The following is a 19,895-nucleotide window of genomic DNA, read 5'->3' as shown; positions in this document are numbered from 1 at the left end:
TTTTAAAATTTGTTAAAATTGTATTCATAAATATGTAATATAGAAATGAGAAAATTGTTCAGAGATCTAGTTACACATTTAATGAGAAAAAGATAAAATAATTTACATTACTTCCCAAGATGCAGTATCATACTGCATCTTTTTTTATGACAATTATCATTTTCTAATCTTATGGAACTCCAGTACTTTTGGGGCTTGCAAAAAGAAACTAATCTGCAATAAACTATTTGGGTATGATCAAAAAACTAGGAAGTATTTTTTTCGTGGGTTCGGCAATTTTCGTGAGCGCTCAGGAAAAAAGTTCAGACATCGAAACGATTGAAATTCAGGGGAAATTTATTTCTACGCCTTATAAATCCGCTAATCAAAATATTACGGTGATTACAAAGGAAGAAATTGCGAATTCGCCTGCCAAAAGTATCGATGAAATGCTTCAGCAAGTTGCCGGAATGGATATTAGAAGGAGAGGAGCCAACGGCGTACAAAGTGATGTGGCTTTCCGAGGAAGTTCTTTTGAGCAGGTTTTGCTTCTCATCAACGGAATCAGAATGAACGATTCTCAAACAGGGCATAATTCCTTAAATATTCCTGTGGACTTAGAAGATGTTGAACGAATTGAAGTGATAAAAGGTCCTGCTGCAAGAAGATTCGGACAAAATGCCTATGCGGGAGCCATTAATATTATCACCAAGATTGATCAGGGTAAAAAAGTAAAGATTAGTGCCGAAGCAGGTGATTATGAAACCTATGGGTTTGGAATGAATGCCAATCTGGGAGGTGAAAAATTTTCTAATTCATTGAATATAAATTCAAATAGTTCGCAGGGATATATGCATAATACGGATTATGATATTCGGAATGCTTTTTATCAGAGTCAGTTGAAGATCAAAGATGGAGATTTGAGATTGCAGGCTGGTTTTTCGGAAAAAAAGTTTGGTGCAAATGGTTTCTATTCTTCAGCAAAAGCGACAGAGCAATATGAGGAAATGCAGGCTTCTATCATCAGTTTGGCTCACAGACAGAGTTTTGGAAAGTTTAAACTCAATTCGAATGTGTATTGGCGAAGAGGGCAGGATATGTATTTGTATATCAGAGATAAACCCGAAGTTTACCGAAATATGCACATCGGGAATAATGTAGGCGGAGAGGTGAATTCCAGCTATAATTGGGCTTTGGGAACCACGGGTTTAGGGGTAGAATTAAGAAAAGAATTTCTGGCAAGTAATAATTTAGGACATAGAGATCGTTTTGTTTCTCAGGTTTTCTTTGAGCATTATTTTTCTTTTTTTGATAAAAAAATGAATATATCTCCGGGAATTTCTTGGGCAAATTATTCTAATGAAGGCAATTTTTTCTATCCCGGTTTAGATGTAGGATATAATTTCAATGAAAACAATAAAGTCTACGGAAATGTCGCTAAAGTTCACCGAGTTCCTACATTTACCGATCTTTATTATTCAAGCAATACAGAAAAGGGAAATGAAGCTTTGGTTCCTGAAAATGCCTTGTATGCAGAAGTTGGTTATCAATACCAGACCAAGAGCCTTTTAGCAAAAGTAAGCGGATTTTTAAGAAGCTCTAATAACTCTATCGATTGGATGAAAATGACGATCGATGATCCTATTTGGTATGCTCAAAACGTTGGCGATATCGAAACGAAAGGTGTAGAAATAGAGGTGAATCATCAGTTGATGAGCTGGCTGAAATATTCATTGGGATATACTTATTTAGATAATGATTTTAAGCAACCTAAGGATTTTGTTTCAAGATATACTTTAGATAATTTAAAGCATCAAGTTGTTGCTAAATTACAGACTACTTTCCTGAAACATTTTACCAATGAAGTTGTTTATCGATATAATGACAGACTGAACCAATCGAGTTATAATTTGGTGGATGAAAAGCTGACTTTCAACCAAAAAGATTTTTCGATTTACGTTTTAATCAACAATTTAACAAATACAAAATATTCTGAAGCTTTTGGTGTGAAAATGCCGCAAAGGTGGTTTCATATTGGTTTTACCTATAATATTCAATATTAAATTAATGTTAATTGAGAATGAATTAAAGTTAATATTACGAAATTGTTAATTCAATTACATTTGCAAAAATTTTTTAAATGAAACTGTTTGTAAGTCTTGGTTTACTTTTAAGTGTTACATTTTTCAAAGCTCAGGAGCATGTCTCCAGCTTCAATGCCCTGACTCTGACTTACAAATTTCATCCCAAATTTTTCCTCTATGCAGAAGGGCAATCAAGAGGTATTGAAGAATATTCTTATCCTGATTATTACGAAATAAAAGGTGGTTTAGGCTATAATCTTACTAAAAATCACAAACCTTTCATTGGTTTGGGAAGATATGCAACGTATAAAGATCATGCGATTAACAAAGAAGAATTCCGTGTGTGGCTTCAGGATGTGATCGATTTCAAAAAAGGAATTGTAAAATTCGAGAACAGACTTCGTGTAGAAAAGTCGTGGTTTAATGAGCCGAAAAACGATAAAACCTCTGAAAGAATGCGTTACCGTTATCGTCTTAATATTTCTGTGCCTTTGAATGCTAAAAGCATCAAACCGGGAACTGTTTTTGCCAATGTTTACGATGAAATCTTTGTAGTTACCCCTATGAAACCTGCTTTTGCAAGAAACAGAGTTTACGGCGGTTTTGGATATCAAATCGATGAAAACTTCGGAATCTTGGGCGGTTATCTTTGGCAAAGAGAATTTGAGGCAAAAGGCAACAAAAACGTACATTTTGTATATCTTGCTTTAAACATCAATATAGACGATACTAATCCTCCTGCCAAGACGTATCATTTCCCGGGAGCAGATTAATATTTGTCAATCAAATAATGATAGGCTTTCAGGTATTTGTTAAATCTTTTGATGTCTTTCGGAACCAGTTCACCCGTCACTCTTCGAAGATCCATATTGTCACGAAGGTCATTTAATTTTACAGCAACGGCAAGGGGCGATCTTTCGGTACGTTTTACGAACTCGTCATAGCTTTCATCCGGATCAAATTTTGTTAAACAGCTGATGGCGAAAACAATATATTCCGGGAAACCTTCGTTTCTCAGGAAATCCAGACTGAATTCTACAGGATGATCTTCAACCACATCATGTAAAACGCCTACAATTTTTTCGTCCATCGTTTTACCATATTCCATAACTCTCATTACGTGAGCAATATACGGCGCATGGTATTTGTCTTTCTGACCTTTATGTGCCTTATCGGCGATTTTTATAGCTTTGTTTAGTAATTCTTCTTTTGTCATCCCAATTGGAAAATAGAGTACAAAAATAAAAAATGCCACCACATTCTAAAGATTTTTTCAGGAATTATTTTACATAATATTCATGTTTTGTTTCACCTTTCTTCTCAGGCATTTTAAATGATATTTTTAAGACCTTTTTAATTGATGGAATAAAGTTTTATTAGTATTGATTATCAAACTTATTTTAAATTTAACCGCAAAAGAAACAAAAGATTTTATTGGATTTATTTTAAGCATTCCAAAAGTCTGCAAAAAGAAAAGCCCCAAAACTTGAGGCTTTATTTATCAATTAATTATTTGTATCGTCTTCTACAGAAGCATTTGGAGCATTGTTTTTCACCGAATCAATACCTTTTTCCATTCCATTATCAGATTCGTACATCTGGCTTGTTCCGATCACCTGTCCGTTTCCGGCTTTAAGATTGAAATACCAGCGACCATCTTTTGCCGTAAGCCTTTCAAATCGTGAATCATCTGGAGCATTTTTCTTTACAGATTCTATTCCGTTTTCACATGAAGCTTTAGAGTTATATCCCTGACTAGTCAGGATAACTTGCCCGTTTACAGCTTTTAGATTAAATTGATAATCGTCATTTGTTCTCTTAGAGATAATAAATTTTCCCATTGTTTGATATTTAAAGTTTATGATTTTAGTTTATTTTGATGTTTTTTCTTTTTCTTTGGGAGTTGCATTCAGAATTTTATATTGAGAATGATTTTTATTGCTTGATTTTAAGCCTGAATAAATACTATCGTTAGGCTTAAAAACAGGCATATTATTCAGATTTTTTCTTTTGATTTCTGTTTTAACGGTATCTCTTGAAATTTTAAATTTGGCACTATCCGATTTTTTTTGCGGATCAATTTTCTTTCTTTGTGCATTTGCAGAAATAGAAAGTAAGAGCATTAGGAATAATAAAAGTCTCATCAGTTTGAATTTTCTTTAAAATTAATAAAAATTTTCTTTATAAAAGCTTTAAAATCTATTACTTATTGTAAAAAATAATTTTTACTGGGTTATTCTAATTAACAGAAAATTGATTAACTAGAACTTCATTTATTTTTAATCGTATTTAAAATAATGTTTATTAAGAAAGAAAAATCATTACTTTTGAAGTCAACTAAAAAAATTAAAAACTATGAATTGGTACTTAAAAGTATTAAAACAGTACGCTGATTTTAACGGAAGAGCAAGAAGAAAAGAGTATTGGATGTATCTTTTATTCAACATGATTTTCGCTATTGTAGCTACAATTTTAGATAATCTTTTGGGATTGAGATTTAACGAACAAATTCCTTATGGATATATTTATTTGTTGTATGTTCTTGCAACTTTCCTTCCAAGCTTAGCGGTTTCTGTGAGAAGATTGCATGATGTTGATAAGAGCGGATGGTTTCTGCTTATTTCATTTATTCCTATTATTGGTGGGATTTGGCTACTAATATTATACTGCACAGAAGGAACACAAGGAAGAAATCAATATGGTGAAGATCCTAAAGGAAATTATAATGAGATCAACGAAATAGGTCAGAAAGAATTTTAAAATCATAAAAAAACCGGAAGTAAATTCCGGTTTTTTATTTGTGAAAACATTTTATTAATAATGTCCTTTTTCAATATAATGCGCAGCCACCTTTTCAGTTAAAGCAACTACATTCGGATGGTTTGTATACTTCGTGAATCTTCTCAATCCAGAAAGCATCATTCTTTGTTCGTCACCTTCCGCGAAAGAAACAATTCCTTCTTTTGCCGATGTAATGATTTTTTCAACCGCTTTGTAAAGATTTAATTGAGCCATTGCAGCTTCCACAGAGTCAGCAGAGAAATGTTTTTCTGCTCTCAAAACAGCAGATTCTGCCATGTAGATTTGATTCAAAATTTCAGAAGCATTTAATAATAAATGTTGTTGTTTTTCAATATCCATCATATATTTTTGAAGCGCAGCACCTGAAACCATTAAGAACACTTTCTTAAGATTGGCGATGATTGCTTTTTCTTCGCTCATGAATTCAGAATAATCAGGAACTTCGAACGATGGAATTCCCATCAATTCTTTGCTGATCGCCATTGCTGGAGAAAGTAAATCTAATTCTCCTTTCATTGCTCTTTTGATCAACATTCCAACAGCCAAAAGTCTGTTGATTTCGTTAGTTCCCTCATAAATTCTACCGATTCTGGCATCTCTCCAAGCAGATTCCATTGGAGTATCTTCTGAGAATCCCATTCCTCCATAAATCTGGATTCCTTCGTCTGCCGTAACCTGTGTTAAATCTGAAACAAAAACTTTAAGAATTGAAGCTTCAACTGCGAATTCTTCAACTCCTTTTAATTCAGCTTGTTGATGATCCATTCCTCCTGCAACTAATTCTGCAATTTTATCTTCAACATTTTTTGCTAAACGGTAAGAACCAGCTTCACTTACAAAAACTCCGGTTGACATTTCAGCAATTTTCTTTCTGATCGCTCCGAAAGTTGAAATTGAAACTCCAAACTGCTTTCTTTCGTTTGAATATTGAATAGAGTGATTTAAAATTCTTCTCTGTCCGTCAAGGTTTGCAGCAGCTAACTTGATTCTACCTACATTTAATGCATTCAAAGCGATTTTGAAACCGTTGTTTCTTTCACCCAACATATTCTCAACAGGAACTTTCATATCATTGAAGAAAACCTGACGAGTAGAAGACGAACGAATACCTAATTTGTGCTCTTCTTCACCGAAAGTTAAGCTTTCAGGATTTTCTAACTCAGAACGGTTGATTACAAAACCTGTGATATTTTTATCATCATCAATTTTAGCAAACAACGTGAAAGTATCAGCAAAACCTGCATTGGAAATCCACATTTTTTGTCCGTTGATGATATAATGTTTTCCATCTTCAGATAATCTCGCTCTTGTTTTTCCTGAGTTTGCATCAGAACCTGCATCCGGCTCGGTTAAGCAATATGCTCCGAACTTTGTTCCTGTTGCTAAATCTGGAAGATACTTCTTTTTCAATTCTTCACTTCCGTAAAGTAGAGTAGGCAACGTTCCAATTCCTGTGTGAGCTCCGTAAGCCGTTGCTAACGAACCGTTTCCTCCAGAAACATAATCGCAAGCCAACATTGTACTGACGAATCCCATTCCAAGACCTCCATATTCTTCTGGAACGGTGATTCCTAGCAATCCCATTTCGCCCAACTGACGCATTGTTTGTTCCGTTAATGCATAATCTTTTTTCTCAAAACGATCATGGTGAGGAATTACTTCTCTATCTATAAATTCTTTCGCGGAATCGCGAAGCATTTTTTGTTCTTCGTTCAGTTCTTCCAAACTGAAAATTTCGTTTGCAGGAATTTCTTTAATCAAGAATTCTCCACCTTTTAATATATTTCCCATTTAATATTTGATTTTTTTCTTATTATTTTTTGAGACTTTTAGATAATAGACGGATAGAGGATAGACTTTTTCACTCTTTAAAAGTTATTTTATTATCTATGTTCTATCAGTCTATTATCTTTTAGTCTTTATTAAGCATATTCTGAAATACCATTGTTGCTCTTTGAAATTCTTCAATTTTTATTTCAAAGGTTTCGCAATTTTCATCAGATAAATATTTTCTATGATTTGCTAACAATATTTGAGTTTGCAATTCAAAAGATGAACCCAAAGAAATATCTAAAAAATGACTAAAAGACTTATTTGTTCTGCTTGAACCTTCGGCTATATTTGAAGGAATGGAAATTGAGCATCGATCCATTTGGCTTTTCAAACCATATTTTTCATAAGCTGGAAAAGTATCGGTAGATCTAATGTTCCTCTTGATAATTCCATACCCATTTTCTAAATTTTAAGCTTTTTAAAATTGTGTCTTTTAAAATCATTCATCATTTTTTCTTGTATGTTTCTAATCTATTATCTATCAGTCTATTCTCTTTTTATCTTTAAAGAAGCTCAAAAATTGAAGCTGCTCCTTGTCCCGTTCCAACACACATAGAAACCATTCCATATTTGTTTCCTCGTTTTCTCATTTCATCAAGAAGCTGAACCGTTAATTTCGTTCCTGTACATCCAAGTGGGTGACCAAGAGCAATTGCGCCTCCATTAACATTTAAAATATCAGGATTTAAGCCTAATTCTTTTTTGATGGCAACAGACTGTGATGCGAATGCTTCGTTTAATTCGATTAATTCAATATCTTTTAATTCTAAACCTGCTTGTTTTAATGCTTTTGGAATCGCATAAATTGGTCCCATTCCCATAATTCTTGGCTCAAGTCCGGCTGCTGCATAAGCGACTAATCTTGCTTCAGGCTGTAATCCTAATTCTTTCACCATTTCCTCACTCATTACCATTACGAAAGCGGCTCCGTCACTCATTTGAGAAGAGTTTCCGGCGGTTACGCTTCCTCCGTTGGCGAAAACGGGTCTTAATTTAGCTAAACCAGCCAAAGAAGTATCAGCTCTTGGACCTTCATCAACCGAAAAGTCAAACTTTTTAGTCTGCATTTTCTGGTTTTCATCCAAGAAATTATATTCAACAGGAATCGGAACAATCTGATTGGCAAATTTACCTTCCTGATTCGCTTTTAAAGCCTTCATGTGAGACTCAAACGCAAACTGATCCTGTTCTTCTCTTGTGATATTGTATTGTTTTGCAACTTCTTCTGCCGTGTAGCCCATTCCCCAATAATAATCAGGGTTGGTTTTGGCAATATCCGTTTCAGGAACTGGTTTATAACCTCCCATCGGAATGTAAGACATTGATTCTGTTCCTCCTGCAATAATACAATCAGCCATTCCTGCCTGAATTTTCGCAGAAGCAATAGCAATCGCCTCACTTCCGGATGCGCAATATCTGTTTACGGTAACTCCTGGAACTTTATCTGTATTTAAACCCATCAGGGAAATCAAGCGTGCCATATTCAAGCCTTGTTCAGCTTCTGGCATCGCGTTTCCTACGATAAGGTCATCGATTCTGTTTTTGTCTAATTGCGGAAGTTCAGCCATTAATTTTTCAATCACGGTGGCCGCCATTACATCGGGTCTTGTGAATCTTAAACTTCCTTTTGGAGCTTTTCCAACGGCAGTTCTGAAACCCTTTACTATATATGCTTGTTTTGACATTTTTTTGTTAATTAAAAATTAGTTTAAAAGTTTTTGCCTCGTAGAGGCTTACTGTTAATAGCAATCCAATTGCGGTTTGTGCGGAGCTCCGTAGGAGCGACCTGTTAATCTTTAATCCATTCAAATAAATATTTTGGATCATACTCAATTTCAAATTTTTCCATGAAATCCAAATATTCTTCTTGAAATGTTTTCTTTTTATGATGTTCTTCTTGATTTAAAATATATTTAACAACAGAATCTAAACTGCTTTTAGAATAAGAAAAAGCTCCGTATCCTTCCTGCCAATTAAATTTTCCATTCATCCATCCTTTTTCATTAATGAATTTTGATGAACCCGCTTTAATATCTCTTACTAAATCTGAAATTGAAACTGTTGGACTCATACTTACAAGAATATGTATATGATCCGGCATTGCAAAAACTGCGAATAATTTTTGATGTCTATGAGAAATAATACCTGTAATAAATCTATGTAATTCTTCTGTGTTTTCTTTTGAAATCAGATTTTGTCTTCCTTTGACAGCGAAAACAATTTGAATATAAATTTGTGTGTATGTATTTGCCATAAGAATTAACAGGTCGCCTCTACGAGGCTCGATGTTTTCTAAAATTATTCTGCTATTAACAGTTCGCTCCTACGGAGCTCGCCATTAATTTCTCAAAGGTTTCCCATTTTGTAACATATACTGAATTCTCTCCAATGTTTTTCTTTCCCCGCAAAGCTGCAAGAATGTTTCTCTTTCAAGATTCAATAAATATTGTTCGGTAACAACGGTTGGTTCAGAAAGATTTCCTCCCACCATTACGTTAGCTAATTTATCTGCAATTTTCTTGTCGTGCTCAGAAATATAATTTCCGGTTAACATTTGATCGGTTCCTACATAAAACATTCCCAAAGCATCTTTACCAAGAACTTTAACTTTCTGTTCGATTGGTTGAGTATAACCTTGCTCAGCTAATAGTTTTGCTACCTTTTTAGCTTCGGCAATTTGTCTGTTTTTACTTACAGAGACAATGTCTTTTCCTTTTTCAAGAATTCCCATGTCGTAGGCTTCATAAGCTGAAGTTGCTACTTTCCCCATTGCGATATTCATGAAAGCTTCACGAAGTCTGTTGTTTTTAACATCATCGCTGTGGAATTCTCTTGAGGTTCTCAATGTTAATTCTTTCGTTCCGCCACCGCCAGGAATTACACCAACTCCGGTTTCAACCAATCCAATGTAAGTTTCTGCTGCTGCGACAACTCTATCGGCGTGCATAGTCATTTCGCAACCGCCACCAAGCGTCATTCCGTGAGGAGCGACAACAACCGGAATAGAAGAGTAGCGAACTCTCATCATCGATTTTTGGAAATAAGCGATCGCCATATTCAAATCGTCCCAATCTTGTTCGATAGCCATCATTAAAATCATCGCTAAATTCGCTCCAACAGAGAAATTAGTACCTTGATTTCCGATCACTAAACCGTCATATTCTTTTTCAGCTAAATCAATGGCTCTGTTCAATCCATCCAATACTTCGCCTCCTAAAGAATTCATTTTAGAACGAATCTCGAAGTTGATAATTCCGTCGCCTAAATCTTCGATTGCAGCACCTGAATTGCTCCAAAGTGTTTTGTTTTTTCTGATATTATCTAAAATAATGAAAGCATCCTGTCCCGGAATTTTATTGTATTCTCCCGAATTTTTATCAACATAAATCGTTTGTCCTTCATCATTAACTTTATAGAAAGTTTCAACATTTTTAACCCAGTCTGAAACCTGATAACCTGCATCTTTAGCCAATTCAATACCTTTTTGAACACCAACGGCATCCCAGATTTCAAAAGGTCCATTTTCCCAACCGAAACCTGCTCTCATTGCATCGTCGATTTTGTAAACTTCATCAGAAATTTCAGGAACTTTATGCGAAACGTAAGCGAATAATGCTCCCAAAGACTTTCTGTAAAGCTCTCCGGCTTTATCTTTTCCGCCAATTAAGACTTTAAATCTATCAATCGGCTTGTCAATATTTTTAGTTAATTCTAATGTTGGGAAAGAAGATTTTCCTTGAAGTTCGTATTCTAAAGTATCAAGATTTAATCCGTGAATTTCAGATTTTCCTTCTGTATTTTTCACTTTTTTGTAGAAACCTTGCTCTGTTTTTGAACCTAACCATTTATTATCAACCATTTTCTGGATATAATCAGGAAGCGTAAAAACATCGTTAAAATCATTCGCTTCCGCGCCGCTTTGACGAACGCCGTTTGCAACCATCACCAATGTATCCAAACCAACAACATCCGCAGTTCTGAATGTTGCAGATTTCGGACGACCGATAACTGGACCTGTCAATTTATCAACTTCAGAAACGGTTAAACCTAATTTCTGAACATTATGAAGCAAATCCATCATTGAGAAAACTCCGATTCTGTTGGCGATAAATGCTGGAGTATCTTTTGCTAAAACAGTTGTTTTACCTAAGAATTTTGCTCCGTAATTCATGTAGAAATCAATGATTTCCGGATTTGTATCGTTGGTTGGAATAATCTCTAAAAGAGGAAGATATCTTACAGGATTAAAGAAGTGTGTTCCTGCAAAATAATGTTTGAAATCATCACTTCTTCCTTCCACCAACATATTAATTGGAATACCTGAAGTATTTGAAGAAACCAAAGTTCCCGGTTTTCTGAACTGTTCGATTTTTTCGTAAACAGATTTTTTGATGTCCAGTCTTTCAACTACAACTTCAATAATCCAGTCTGTATTTTTTATTTTTGGTAAATCATCATCAAAATTTCCAACTTTAATTCTATCTGCGAATTTCGGAGAATAGAGTAGAGCCGGACTTGCTTTTTTCAGTTTTTCAAAGTTTTCGGAAGCGATTCTGTTTCTTATCGCTTTGTCGTCCTTTGTCAAACCTTTTTTCTGTTCTGCTTCAGTGAGTTCAAAAGGAACGATATCCAACAACGAAACTTCTACACCAATATTGGCAAAGTGCGCTGCAATACCGCTTCCCATAATTCCTGAACCAAGAACTGTAACGTGTTTGATTCTTCTTTTCATTTGATTTATTGATTTGTATATTATTTTTTATTATTTAAATCTGTCGCGATCTTCATGATTTCGGTCATGACTTCCTTAAAAGTTTCCAATTTTTCAGGAGCAATTTTTTCCATCACTCTTTTGTTGAAATTCACGACGACTTCTTTAGACATATTTCTGGAATTCAATCCTTTGTCTGTAAGTTTAATGATTACTTCACGTTTGTCTGTGGTGGTTTTTTCCTTATAGATATATCCGTTGTCTTCGAGAAGTTTAATGATTCTTGTGAGGGAAGTCGGCTCGATTGCCATTTTAGGTCCCAGATTCGTACTTCTTGTTCCTTCTTTCGGGTCGATTTTAAGAAGAGTAAGGGCTTGTACAGCCGTAGAATCGTGTTCCTGAGCTAATTCTGTATACATTTTCGAAACAGCTAACCAGGTCTGCTTCAAAATTAGATCTACATTTTCTATTTTATCCTTGTTATTGTCCATCAAAATTTGTTGAAATGGTTATATTCAAATATAATAAATATTATGCATGCATAGTATTTATTAACGTTAAAATTTGTTAATAATCTGATTGTAAATGAATTAAATTGTATGATTTGCATAATACTATGCATGCATAGTATATGGAATGTATAAAGAAAAGAGTGGATTAATAAATGGTTTTCACGAAATTAATAATTTCTTCAAAAGATTCGCATTGTTGTTTTAAAGAATCATTAGAAATTAACCAAAAGTTGTTTTGAAACTCAAAATGGAGAGCAGAAAGGTCTCTTTGAAAGTTTTTTTGAAGCAAAGAATACAACATTTCTTTATAAAAATCCGGAGCAACGATTTTTGGCGCAACAAATTTGTCATTAATTTGAAATAAAGAAGCGTTGATCAATTCATCATGTTGAAGCAAAACATCCTCAACAATTCCGGAATACAAATGATTGTCTTTTACATACCAAATTTTGTCTGCAAATTCCTTTGCCAAACGCCAGTCATGAGAAGAAAAAAGAATTAATTTGTTTTGTTCCTGAGCTAATTTTCGAAGCGTTTTTAGAATGATGATTTTATTTTTTTCATCCAAATGAGTGGTTGGTTCATCAAGAATAATGATAGAAGAGTTCTGCGTTAAAGCTCGTCCGATAAAGGCTTTTTGAAGATTTCCATCTGACAGATTTTTAAGTAAAGTATTTTTATATTGAATTAAATCAAGCTCTTCGATGATATGCGAAACTTCCTCACGATCTTCTTTTTTAAGCTCAAAATAAAAAGGGTAATAAATATATTTTCCCAACGAAATCAAATCTTCAACCGTATAATTTTGTGGAACAATAGATTTTGAAAAAACAACCGCAATATGTTCAGCAATTTCTTTAACGGAAAGATTTTTAATATTTTTATTATTGATAGAAATTTCTCCACCCAAAATCGGGATCTGATGTAAAATAGATTTAATTAAAGTGGTTTTTCCGACACCATTGTTACCAATCAACAGACATACTTCTCCTAAATTCACATGGGTGTTGGTATTTGAAATTAAGGTTTTATTGTAGCCGATGTTTGCTTTGTTGATTTGTAGGTACATTTTGTTTAATTTTTATTTACCCGGATTTAGAGAGTTTTTATTTCTTTTCTCGCAGATCTTGCCGATTACGCTGATTTTTATTTAAGTCTCGTTTGTCATGCTGAAAGCATCTCTACAAAGTTAGTTTAGATTCCTCCGGAATGACAAATTGACGTTTTTTATTAATAAAAAATTATTCTCAATCATCCGCGCAATCTGCCAAATCAGCGAGAGATTTTAAAATTAACAATTCACTCATTCACCATTCACTTTCATACTTTATTCTGTCTCAAAAGCATCATCAAAATTACAGGAATTCCAAAAACGGAACTTATCACATTCAAAGGAATCTGAGATTTTTCGGCAATGATTGAGAAAAACAACATCATCAACATTCCTAAAAACATATTTAAAATCCATTGCTGCCAAAGTTTTGAGGGATTGTAAATGAGTCTGCAAAAATGCGGAACAATAATTCCAATAAATAAAATAGGACCTAAAAATGCTGTAATAGAAGCTGAAAGTAGAGAAGAGGCGGCAATGATGAATATTTTTAACTGATTTAAATTCACGCCCAAACTTTGCGCATAAGACGTTCCCAGTGAATTTCCAATCAAGGGCTTTATTGTTTTAAAGCAAATAAATAGTCCGATTAAAACTAAAATCGATAAGACATAAATCTGATTCCTCGTTACCATATTATTCGCTCCAAAAGACCATAAAATATAGTTTTTCAGGCTTTGATTTTCAGCATAAAATTGCAGCAACGAAACAATTGCTCCCGCAAAAGCTGAAACCAGAAAACCAAAAATAATTAGATAAGATTTATCCTGAAATTTATTTGACATTGAAAGCAAAACCAGCATTAATAATAAGCTTCCTGCAATGGCCGCTAAACTTAAAAAACTGTTTTGAAGAAATTCCGGAATCAGAATATCATGTGAAAAAAAAATATAAAATGCCACCGATAAACTCGCTACGGAAGTTATTCCCAAAATGTCAGGTCCCGCCAAGGGATTCTGAAAATATTCCTGCATCAGAAAACCAGACGTCGGAATTGAAATTCCAGCCAAAAGCATAACTAAAACACGGTTTACTCGTATTTCTGCAATCTGACTATTGGAAGATTCTGAAAAAAAATCATGAAAATTTAAACTTAAAAATCCTGTGTTTAAATTGATAACTGCCATGAAAATAATTGCGACCAATAATAGCAAACACAGGATTCTGAATTGAGTTGACATTCTAAAAAGTCAAATTTATTGTAATAAAGAATTGATTTTTTTATCCAATTCGCCTTCTGTCATCATTCCTAAAAATTCTTCCGTTTTATCACCTTTTCTAAAATAGGTAAAAGGAATAGATCCTCCGTCCCATTGTTTGAAGTTTTTCGGAAAGAAGTTCTCATCAAGTTTTTGTCCGTCAAGCAAAACAATATTTTCAGCAAGCCCATTTTCGTTTGCGAACTTTTTTACAGCGCCATTCCATTCAGATTTTTCATCCAAATTCACGAAAGTAAATTTTACAGGTTTTCCTTTTAATTCGTTTATTTTATTCTTAAAATGAGGAATCTCTCTCATGCACGGTCCGCACCATGTTGCAAAGAAATTCGTTACATATAAAGTGTCGTTATTTTTAGCTAAATAATCACCTATTTTTTCGGGCGCAATTTCCGGAGAAGTAAATGTACTGCTTGTTGCATCTGTATTTTCGGTCACAGAAATAGAATCTGTAGCTGTTGTGGCATCATTTTTCTGGCTTTCTTTTTTGCAGCTTGCCAAGGCAAACAGAACAAGCGTGGATAAAATTATCTTCTTCATAAATTATTTTTTATCTATTTTTGAATTGAAGTATGGAACAACAAATCTATAAAGGGAAACTGACGCAGTTTCATTGGCTAAAAATAACGAAAAAGGAAGAACTGACCAAAAATACTTTTTCTCTGGAGTTTGAAATTCCTGAGAATTTGAAGGAGAATTTTGAGTTTGATGCAGGACAGTTTGTAAGTGTAAAATTTCAATCTCACGGGGAAGAAATTATTAATGATTATTCAATGACTTCAGCGCCTTACGAGAAAAAAATAGCGTTGGGAATAAAAGTGAATTCGCCTGAACGAGCAACTTCAGCGCTATTTAAAAATTATCATGTTGGAGACAAATTGCTGGTTAGTGAACCTAATGGAAGATTTACTTTAATATCAAAGCCAAGCGAATTCCGAACGATTGTAGGTTTTGCTGCAGGAATTGGAATTACACCTATTTTAAGTCATTTTAAAAATATTCTTCATAACGAGCCTAGGACAAGGTTGTTTTTATTTTATGGAAATAAAAGTTCAGAGGATTTAATTTATAGAGAAACTCTGGATAATCTGGCGAAAACCTATCGTGACAGACTGCAGATTTTTTATTTTTATTCGAGAGAGAAAACGGATAATCATTTCTTTTATGGAAGGCTTGACGAAAAAAAATTGGGTTTAATTATTAATCAAATTCTGCATTTAGATGATACCGATGAAGAGTCTACTATTTGGGACGCTGTAGATGATGTTTTGATCTGCGGAAAAGGTGAAATGATTAAAGCTCTTGCCAATGCGTGCTATCATCATGGAATTCCGAAGAAAAATATTCACTTTGAGCTTTTTCAGGAATTTAATGACGATATTTATCCTGTAGAAAAAGAATTTCCATTGATTGAAAATGTGGAAGTAGAATTTAAAATGCTTGGAAAGGACTATCAAACGAAGCTTCCGACAAATGAAGAAAGGATTCTTCAACAATTATTGGTTCAGAAATTTGAAGTTCCATATTCTTGCAAATCAGGAATCTGCGGAAGTTGTGAATGTGTTTTGGAAGAAGGAGAGGTGGAATTGCTGGAAAATGAATATTTAACGGAAAAAGAAGAAGCGAAAGGTCATATTTTAGCTTGTATGTCGATAGCGAAAACTAAAAAAATAAAGCTTAACTTTGATTTGACTTGAGAATCATAAGAAACATATTTAATTTAGGTTTTATATCAATCGAAATTGGTATTCTTCTGATATGTCTTGCCAATGCGTGGGTTTTTGCATTGACGGACGGAAGAACGTACACTAAAATTTCTAAAATTCCGCCTAGAGAAATTGCTTTGGTTTTGGGAACTTCCCCGAAAATGCGATCCGGTGTTTCCAATCCTTATTTTACAAAAAGGATGGATGCAACGGCTTTGTTGTATCATCACGGAAAAATTAAGAAAATTATTGTAAGCGGCGAAAAAAGTACAGGTTACAATGAGCCTGCTGCCATGAAAAAGTATCTCATATATCAGGAAGGGGTGCCCGAAGATATTATTATTGAAGATCCGAAAGGTTTCAATACGTATAAAAGTATTTTACGCTGTAAAGATGTTTACAAGAAAGATAATGTGATTATCGTTTCACAAGGTTTCCATAATTTAAGAGCATTGCTTTTCGCAAGAAATAATAGCATGAATGCCTTAGGTTTTGATGCTCAAGATGTCACAAAACCAGAAAGTTACTACAGAAACCAGTTCCGAGAGATACTCGCCAGAACGGTTGCTGTAGTTTATTTTGCATTGGGAATTTCGCCGGATTAGAAAGGATATCCAAACGCGATATTCAATGTAGGTTTGAATGGATTAAAATTATTGAATCTCCATTTTTCTCCATCTGGTTTGTTCGGATCGTAAATTTTATAGGCTAAATCGACTCTTAAAGTAATGTAAGCAACATTTACCCTCAATCCGAACCCGCTACCGATACCCACTTGGCTTAAGAATTTGTTAAATTTAAACTCATCTCCATAACCATCGTTGTAGTTTTTAAGACTCCAGGTGTTACCAATATCCGTAAATAATGCTCCTTCATACATATCCGTAAAAGGCACTCTTAATTCGATATTGGTGGTTAATTTAATATTATCAGTCATATACGTTCGAACTCTCTCATCGACCTGAGAATCAGCCGGACCAAGACCGCCGAAAGCCACCCAAGCACGGATGTCGTTAGATCCACCATTAAAATATGATCTTACAATTGGCATATCTTTAGAATTTCCGTAAGGAATTCCGACGCCGATAAACTGACGAAGAACTAGGGTATTTCTGTTAAATTTAAAATACTTTCTCGTATCAATATCAAATTTCACAAATTGTGCATAAGGAATTCCGAAAATGGTTCTTTGTGGTTGTGTCACAATACCGCCACCGTCGTTTCTTTTTTGGTTGAAAGCACTTAAAATATTTCCTGCCAATTCTACTTTTCCGTTAAAGTAAAAGGCATTAGGATAATCTTTCTTACCAATTTCATTATAGACAAAATTGTAAATCATAGATGAAATAATTACATCCTGAGTTTGTCTGTCTTTATTTACCAAAGTTCCGATAAATGCGGTATAAAGATCTTGCCCTTGTGCATCTAAAGTTCCATGATACAGATTGTCTTCAGTTATTAATTGTGAAACCTGATCTCTGGTAAGTAAACCTGCTTTAAACTCGTCTCTTACATTGGTATTGTAGGCGAAATAATTTTGGAAAATTTCTTCCCTGATCGCATTATCATTTACGAAATAATCATAATAAGCTGATTTATTTTTAGTTAAACTCAGCTGTGTATTAAACAACGTTAGTTTGTGATATACCTGATCATTTACATTCGCCTGATAATTTAAGCCTGTATTAAAATTTACCCTTCCCAGGCCAATATTATTTTGAATTGATGCTCCTAAAATAATAGATGAAGTAGGGGTATATCTTTTTGGGATAAATTTGTAATAATCAAACGGAAGTAATAGCCTTGGGAAATTAAGTGATCCTTGAGCCGAAATTTCATATGCTAAAACTCTCTTATTGATATCCTGAGTACTTCGAATAGATCCAAATGTTCCGGATAAACTTGTAGAAAGATTTTCCATACCTCTGAAAACATTTCGGGTTGTCAAATCGATAGATGGAGAAATCCCCAAATTCAAAAGCTGGGAATAATTAACATCTGTTCCTACTTTCAATTCATATTTAGGAAGAGGTTTTAACAAATACAAAACATCAACAATACTGTCATTCGGAGCAGTTCCTCCGCCATGTCTTAATGAATCTCTAGCTTTTAATATGCTAAAGTTGTTCATAGTCAGAAAGTTTCTCTTTGTTACGTCAAGCTTTTTTTGATCATAAACCTGCTTGCTGTCAACAATGATAGCACGCCATAATGATGAGCTTTTGTAATTATCATTCATCTTATGGAATCGAACTCTTCTTAAACTGTCTTTCTTTGTATTATTTGGAAAATCACTGGCATCATCTACAATAGCAACGTCAATATTTCCAATAGTTGCCACTTTGTAAGGAGTGTCAAGAGAATCTCTATGAATTTCCAGTGTTAAAGGAACCTGCTTTCTGCTTTTCAAAGAATCGGCCACGAAATAAACTTCCTCGTTGGAGTTATTGAATCGATAATAACCATTTTTCCGCATCAAATCATTGACTCTTGTTACCTCTTTTTCAAGAACGGTTTGGTCTAAAACCTGTCCGGCTCTGATATTAGTTTCCCATTTAGACTGTTCATAAACAGACTTAATTTTAGGATCCGGAATATTATAATAATAGTCTTTTATATAAGTAGCATCATTATGTTTGATGAAATAATTTACAGCAGCTTTTTTCCCTGTAGAATCTAAATTGTGTTTAAATTTTACTTCAGCATCCCAAAAACCTCTGTACGTTAACCTTTTTTCGATAGATTCTGCACTTTTTTCAGTTCTCGTCTGGTCTAAAATTACGGGAGGAGTTCCCCAATTGTGATATAACCTATCCATCAATAAGCTTTTTCCAATACTACTTTTCATATTGTATTTAATGAAAAGAGAATCTCTTAATTTCTGATTTCTCATTTCATTAGGATACGTCATATATTCGTTAAGAAGCGTGTCGTATTTAGGATTGGCAGCATTATAAAGCAATAAGCTTAAAGGCATAAAGAGCAATTGCTTTTTATTGGGTTTTTGCTGAACATAATTTTTTAATTCATCATCAAAACTTTCTTTCTTATCTTCAAACTCAAAACTGTTTTTGGTAAGCAGATATTCGCCATCAGGAACTTTCTTCGTCGTACTACAAGCATACAAGAGACCAACAAATGTTGCAAATGAAATAATTTTATAATACTTTTGAGGAGAATTCTTATAATGCTTACAGCTCATACAATAAAAGTTTTACAGTCTTTAGATAAAAAGAAGTTCAGACAAAAATACAATTTGTTTTTGGTTGAAGGTAATAAAATCATTTGTGAACTTTTTGAATCTAACTTTAAAATTAAAGAAATTTTCTCTACGGATCCGCAAAAATTAGACCGTACAGATGTACCAATTACTCATATCTCTGAAAATGAGTTGAAAAAAATTAGTTTTCTTCAAAATCCGAAAGATTCTGTGGCGATTTGTTATTTAAATGAAGAAAAAAAACTTGAAGATAAAAATATTCAACTGGTTTTGGATGGCATTCAGGATCCCGGAAATTTAGGAACAATTATTCGCCTCGCAGACTGGTTTGGGATTGAACAAATTATCTGCAGCGAAGACACTGTAGACTTCTATAATCCGAAAGTAATTATGGCGAGTATGGGCTCTTTTACTAGAGTCAATATGGTTTATACTAATTTGGTTGAATATCTTTCAAAAACAGAAAATATAAATATAGGAACCGATATGGATGGCGAAAATATTTATACATTTGAAAAACCCGAAAAAATCAACCTTATTTTAGGAAATGAAGGAAAAGGCATGCGCCCAGAAACAGAAAAATTAATTAAGAAAAGTATAATGATTCCAAGATTTGGAAAGTCGCAATCTACAGAAAGCCTGAATGTTTCTATGGCAGCAGGGATTATTTTAGGACAGCTCTTTCGATAGTGAAAATAGAGTTTTAGAGTTATAGAGTCA

The 19,895-nt window shown here is 33.9% G+C and carries 19 protein-coding genes; 6 read left to right on the top strand and 13 right to left on the bottom strand.

The features are described 5' to 3' along the window. Positions 1-233: 233 nt before the first annotated feature. Together ABEG63_RS19115 and ABEG63_RS19110 are read left to right on the top strand one after the other, a co-directional pair. On the top strand, positions 234-2,042 hold the full coding sequence (locus ABEG63_RS19115) for a TonB-dependent receptor (RefSeq protein WP_346586936.1): 1,809 nt from the start codon (positions 234-236) through the stop codon (positions 2,040-2,042). Between the two features lie 77 nt (positions 2,043-2,119). After that, on the top strand, positions 2,120-2,836 hold the full coding sequence (locus tag ABEG63_RS19110; RefSeq protein WP_346586935.1) for a DUF2490 domain-containing protein: 717 nt from the start codon (positions 2,120-2,122) through the stop codon (positions 2,834-2,836). Here ABEG63_RS19110 and ABEG63_RS19105 read toward each other — a convergent pair. From ABEG63_RS19105 to ABEG63_RS19095, 3 genes are all read right to left on the bottom strand, one after another. Continuing rightward, complete coding sequence (locus ABEG63_RS19105) at positions 2,833-3,279, bottom strand: phosphohydrolase (RefSeq protein WP_267406254.1); 447 nt, start codon at positions 3,277-3,279, stop codon at positions 2,833-2,835. The genes ABEG63_RS19110 and ABEG63_RS19105 overlap by 4 nt on opposite strands. A gap of 289 nt (positions 3,280-3,568) precedes the next feature. Further along, complete coding sequence (locus ABEG63_RS19100) at positions 3,569-3,904, bottom strand: YegP family protein (protein WP_346586933.1); 336 nt, start codon at positions 3,902-3,904, stop codon at positions 3,569-3,571. A gap of 30 nt (positions 3,905-3,934) precedes the next feature. Beyond that, positions 3,935-4,207 (bottom strand): hypothetical protein, encoded by a 273-nt coding sequence (locus ABEG63_RS19095; protein WP_346586931.1) that lies wholly within the window; start codon positions 4,205-4,207, stop codon positions 3,935-3,937. Between the two features lie 211 nt (positions 4,208-4,418). On the opposite strand from ABEG63_RS19095, the gene ABEG63_RS19090 reads away from it, so the two are divergent. Then, a complete protein-coding gene (locus ABEG63_RS19090; RefSeq protein ID WP_267406257.1) occupies positions 4,419-4,823 on the top strand; it encodes a DUF805 domain-containing protein in 405 nt (134 codons plus the stop codon). Positions 4,824-4,877: 54 nt separating this feature from the next. On the opposite strand, the gene ABEG63_RS19085 is transcribed toward ABEG63_RS19090, so the two are convergent. The 9 genes from ABEG63_RS19085 to ABEG63_RS19045 form a co-directional block, all read right to left on the bottom strand. Continuing rightward, positions 4,878-6,656, bottom strand: coding sequence for an acyl-CoA dehydrogenase family protein (locus ABEG63_RS19085; RefSeq protein WP_346586929.1), 1,779 nt, complete (start codon positions 6,654-6,656; stop codon positions 4,878-4,880). A gap of 121 nt (positions 6,657-6,777) precedes the next feature. Next, the gene (locus ABEG63_RS19080) at positions 6,778-7,029 is read right to left on the bottom strand and encodes a four helix bundle protein (protein WP_346586927.1); all 252 of its coding nucleotides are present in this window, start codon (positions 7,027-7,029) and stop codon (positions 6,778-6,780) included. 172 nt (positions 7,030-7,201) lie between these two features. Then, positions 7,202-8,383 (bottom strand): acetyl-CoA C-acyltransferase, encoded by a 1,182-nt coding sequence (locus ABEG63_RS19075; protein ID WP_346586925.1) that lies wholly within the window; start codon positions 8,381-8,383, stop codon positions 7,202-7,204. A 104-nt stretch (positions 8,384-8,487) separates the two neighbouring features. After that, on the bottom strand, positions 8,488-8,952 hold the full coding sequence (gene tnpA, locus ABEG63_RS19070) for an IS200/IS605 family transposase (RefSeq protein WP_346586924.1): 465 nt from the start codon (positions 8,950-8,952) through the stop codon (positions 8,488-8,490). An 84-nt stretch (positions 8,953-9,036) separates the two neighbouring features. Then, complete coding sequence (locus tag ABEG63_RS19065) at positions 9,037-11,430, bottom strand: 3-hydroxyacyl-CoA dehydrogenase/enoyl-CoA hydratase family protein (protein ID WP_346586923.1); 2,394 nt, start codon at positions 11,428-11,430, stop codon at positions 9,037-9,039. Positions 11,431-11,450: 20 nt separating this feature from the next. Further along, positions 11,451-11,900 (bottom strand): MarR family transcriptional regulator, encoded by a 450-nt coding sequence (locus ABEG63_RS19060; protein ID WP_267406263.1) that lies wholly within the window; start codon positions 11,898-11,900, stop codon positions 11,451-11,453. A 166-nt stretch (positions 11,901-12,066) separates the two neighbouring features. Then, entirely contained in the window at positions 12,067-12,990 is a 924-nt protein-coding gene (locus ABEG63_RS19055; protein WP_346586922.1) for an ABC transporter ATP-binding protein, read from the bottom strand. Positions 12,991-13,241: 251 nt separating this feature from the next. Next, the gene (locus ABEG63_RS19050; protein ID WP_346586920.1) at positions 13,242-14,213 is read right to left on the bottom strand and encodes an iron ABC transporter permease; all 972 of its coding nucleotides are present in this window, start codon (positions 14,211-14,213) and stop codon (positions 13,242-13,244) included. Positions 14,214-14,228: 15 nt separating this feature from the next. Beyond that, positions 14,229-14,789: a TlpA disulfide reductase family protein gene (locus tag ABEG63_RS19045; protein WP_346586918.1), complete on the bottom strand. Its 561-nt coding sequence runs from the start codon at positions 14,787-14,789 to the stop codon at positions 14,229-14,231. 32 nt (positions 14,790-14,821) lie between these two features. Here ABEG63_RS19045 and ABEG63_RS19040 point away from each other — a divergent pair, with 32 nt between their 5' ends. Continuing rightward, entirely contained in the window at positions 14,822-15,946 is a 1,125-nt protein-coding gene (locus tag ABEG63_RS19040; protein ID WP_346586917.1) for a 2Fe-2S iron-sulfur cluster-binding protein, read from the top strand. Next, the gene (locus ABEG63_RS19035; protein ID WP_267406269.1) at positions 15,943-16,560 is read left to right on the top strand and encodes an ElyC/SanA/YdcF family protein; all 618 of its coding nucleotides are present in this window, start codon (positions 15,943-15,945) and stop codon (positions 16,558-16,560) included. The genes ABEG63_RS19040 and ABEG63_RS19035 overlap by 4 nt, the downstream gene beginning before the upstream one ends. Here ABEG63_RS19035 and ABEG63_RS19030 read toward each other — a convergent pair. Further along, positions 16,557-19,157, bottom strand: a complete 2,601-nt coding sequence (locus tag ABEG63_RS19030; RefSeq protein ID WP_346586915.1) for a BamA/TamA family outer membrane protein — start codon at positions 19,155-19,157, stop codon at positions 16,557-16,559. The genes ABEG63_RS19035 and ABEG63_RS19030 overlap by 4 nt on opposite strands. Between ABEG63_RS19030 and ABEG63_RS19025 the strand changes: the two genes are divergently transcribed. Then, positions 19,143-19,865 (top strand): RNA methyltransferase, encoded by a 723-nt coding sequence (locus ABEG63_RS19025; protein ID WP_346586914.1) that lies wholly within the window; start codon positions 19,143-19,145, stop codon positions 19,863-19,865. The genes ABEG63_RS19030 and ABEG63_RS19025 overlap by 15 nt on opposite strands. Positions 19,866-19,895: the final 30 nt, after the last annotated feature.

Source organism: Chryseobacterium sp. C39-AII1 (assembly GCF_039672645.1).
Taxonomy (GTDB): domain Bacteria; phylum Bacteroidota; class Bacteroidia; order Flavobacteriales; family Weeksellaceae; genus Chryseobacterium.
This window is presented reverse-complemented; position numbering and strand designations above follow the sequence as displayed.

Coding starts and splice junctions, on each gene's coding strand:
- ABEG63_RS19115 (WP_346586936.1), top strand. CDS start 234: ATGATCAAAAAACTAGGAAGTATTTTTTTCGTGGGTTCGGCAATTTTC.
- ABEG63_RS19110 (WP_346586935.1), top strand. CDS start 2,120: ATGAAACTGTTTGTAAGTCTTGGTTTACTTTTAAGTGTTACATTTTTC.
- ABEG63_RS19105 (WP_267406254.1), bottom strand. CDS start 3,279: ATGACAAAAGAAGAATTACTAAACAAAGCTATAAAAATCGCCGATAAG.
- ABEG63_RS19100 (WP_346586933.1), bottom strand. CDS start 3,904: ATGGGAAAATTTATTATCTCTAAGAGAACAAATGACGATTATCAATTT.
- ABEG63_RS19095 (WP_346586931.1), bottom strand. CDS start 4,207: ATGAGACTTTTATTATTCCTAATGCTCTTACTTTCTATTTCTGCAAAT.
- ABEG63_RS19090 (WP_267406257.1), top strand. CDS start 4,419: ATGAATTGGTACTTAAAAGTATTAAAACAGTACGCTGATTTTAACGGA.
- ABEG63_RS19085 (WP_346586929.1), bottom strand. CDS start 6,656: ATGGGAAATATATTAAAAGGTGGAGAATTCTTGATTAAAGAAATTCCT.
- ABEG63_RS19075 (WP_346586925.1), bottom strand. CDS start 8,383: ATGTCAAAACAAGCATATATAGTAAAGGGTTTCAGAACTGCCGTTGGA.
- tnpA (WP_346586924.1), bottom strand. CDS start 8,952: ATGGCAAATACATACACACAAATTTATATTCAAATTGTTTTCGCTGTC.
- ABEG63_RS19065 (WP_346586923.1), bottom strand. CDS start 11,430: ATGAAAAGAAGAATCAAACACGTTACAGTTCTTGGTTCAGGAATTATG.
- ABEG63_RS19060 (WP_267406263.1), bottom strand. CDS start 11,900: ATGGACAATAACAAGGATAAAATAGAAAATGTAGATCTAATTTTGAAG.
- ABEG63_RS19055 (WP_346586922.1), bottom strand. CDS start 12,990: ATGTACCTACAAATCAACAAAGCAAACATCGGCTACAATAAAACCTTA.
- ABEG63_RS19050 (WP_346586920.1), bottom strand. CDS start 14,213: ATGTCAACTCAATTCAGAATCCTGTGTTTGCTATTATTGGTCGCAATT.
- ABEG63_RS19045 (WP_346586918.1), bottom strand. CDS start 14,789: ATGAAGAAGATAATTTTATCCACGCTTGTTCTGTTTGCCTTGGCAAGC.
- ABEG63_RS19040 (WP_346586917.1), top strand. CDS start 14,822: ATGGAACAACAAATCTATAAAGGGAAACTGACGCAGTTTCATTGGCTA.
- ABEG63_RS19025 (WP_346586914.1), top strand. CDS start 19,143: ATGCTTACAGCTCATACAATAAAAGTTTTACAGTCTTTAGATAAAAAG.
- ABEG63_RS19030 (WP_346586915.1), bottom strand. CDS start 19,157: ATGAGCTGTAAGCATTATAAGAATTCTCCTCAAAAGTATTATAAAATT.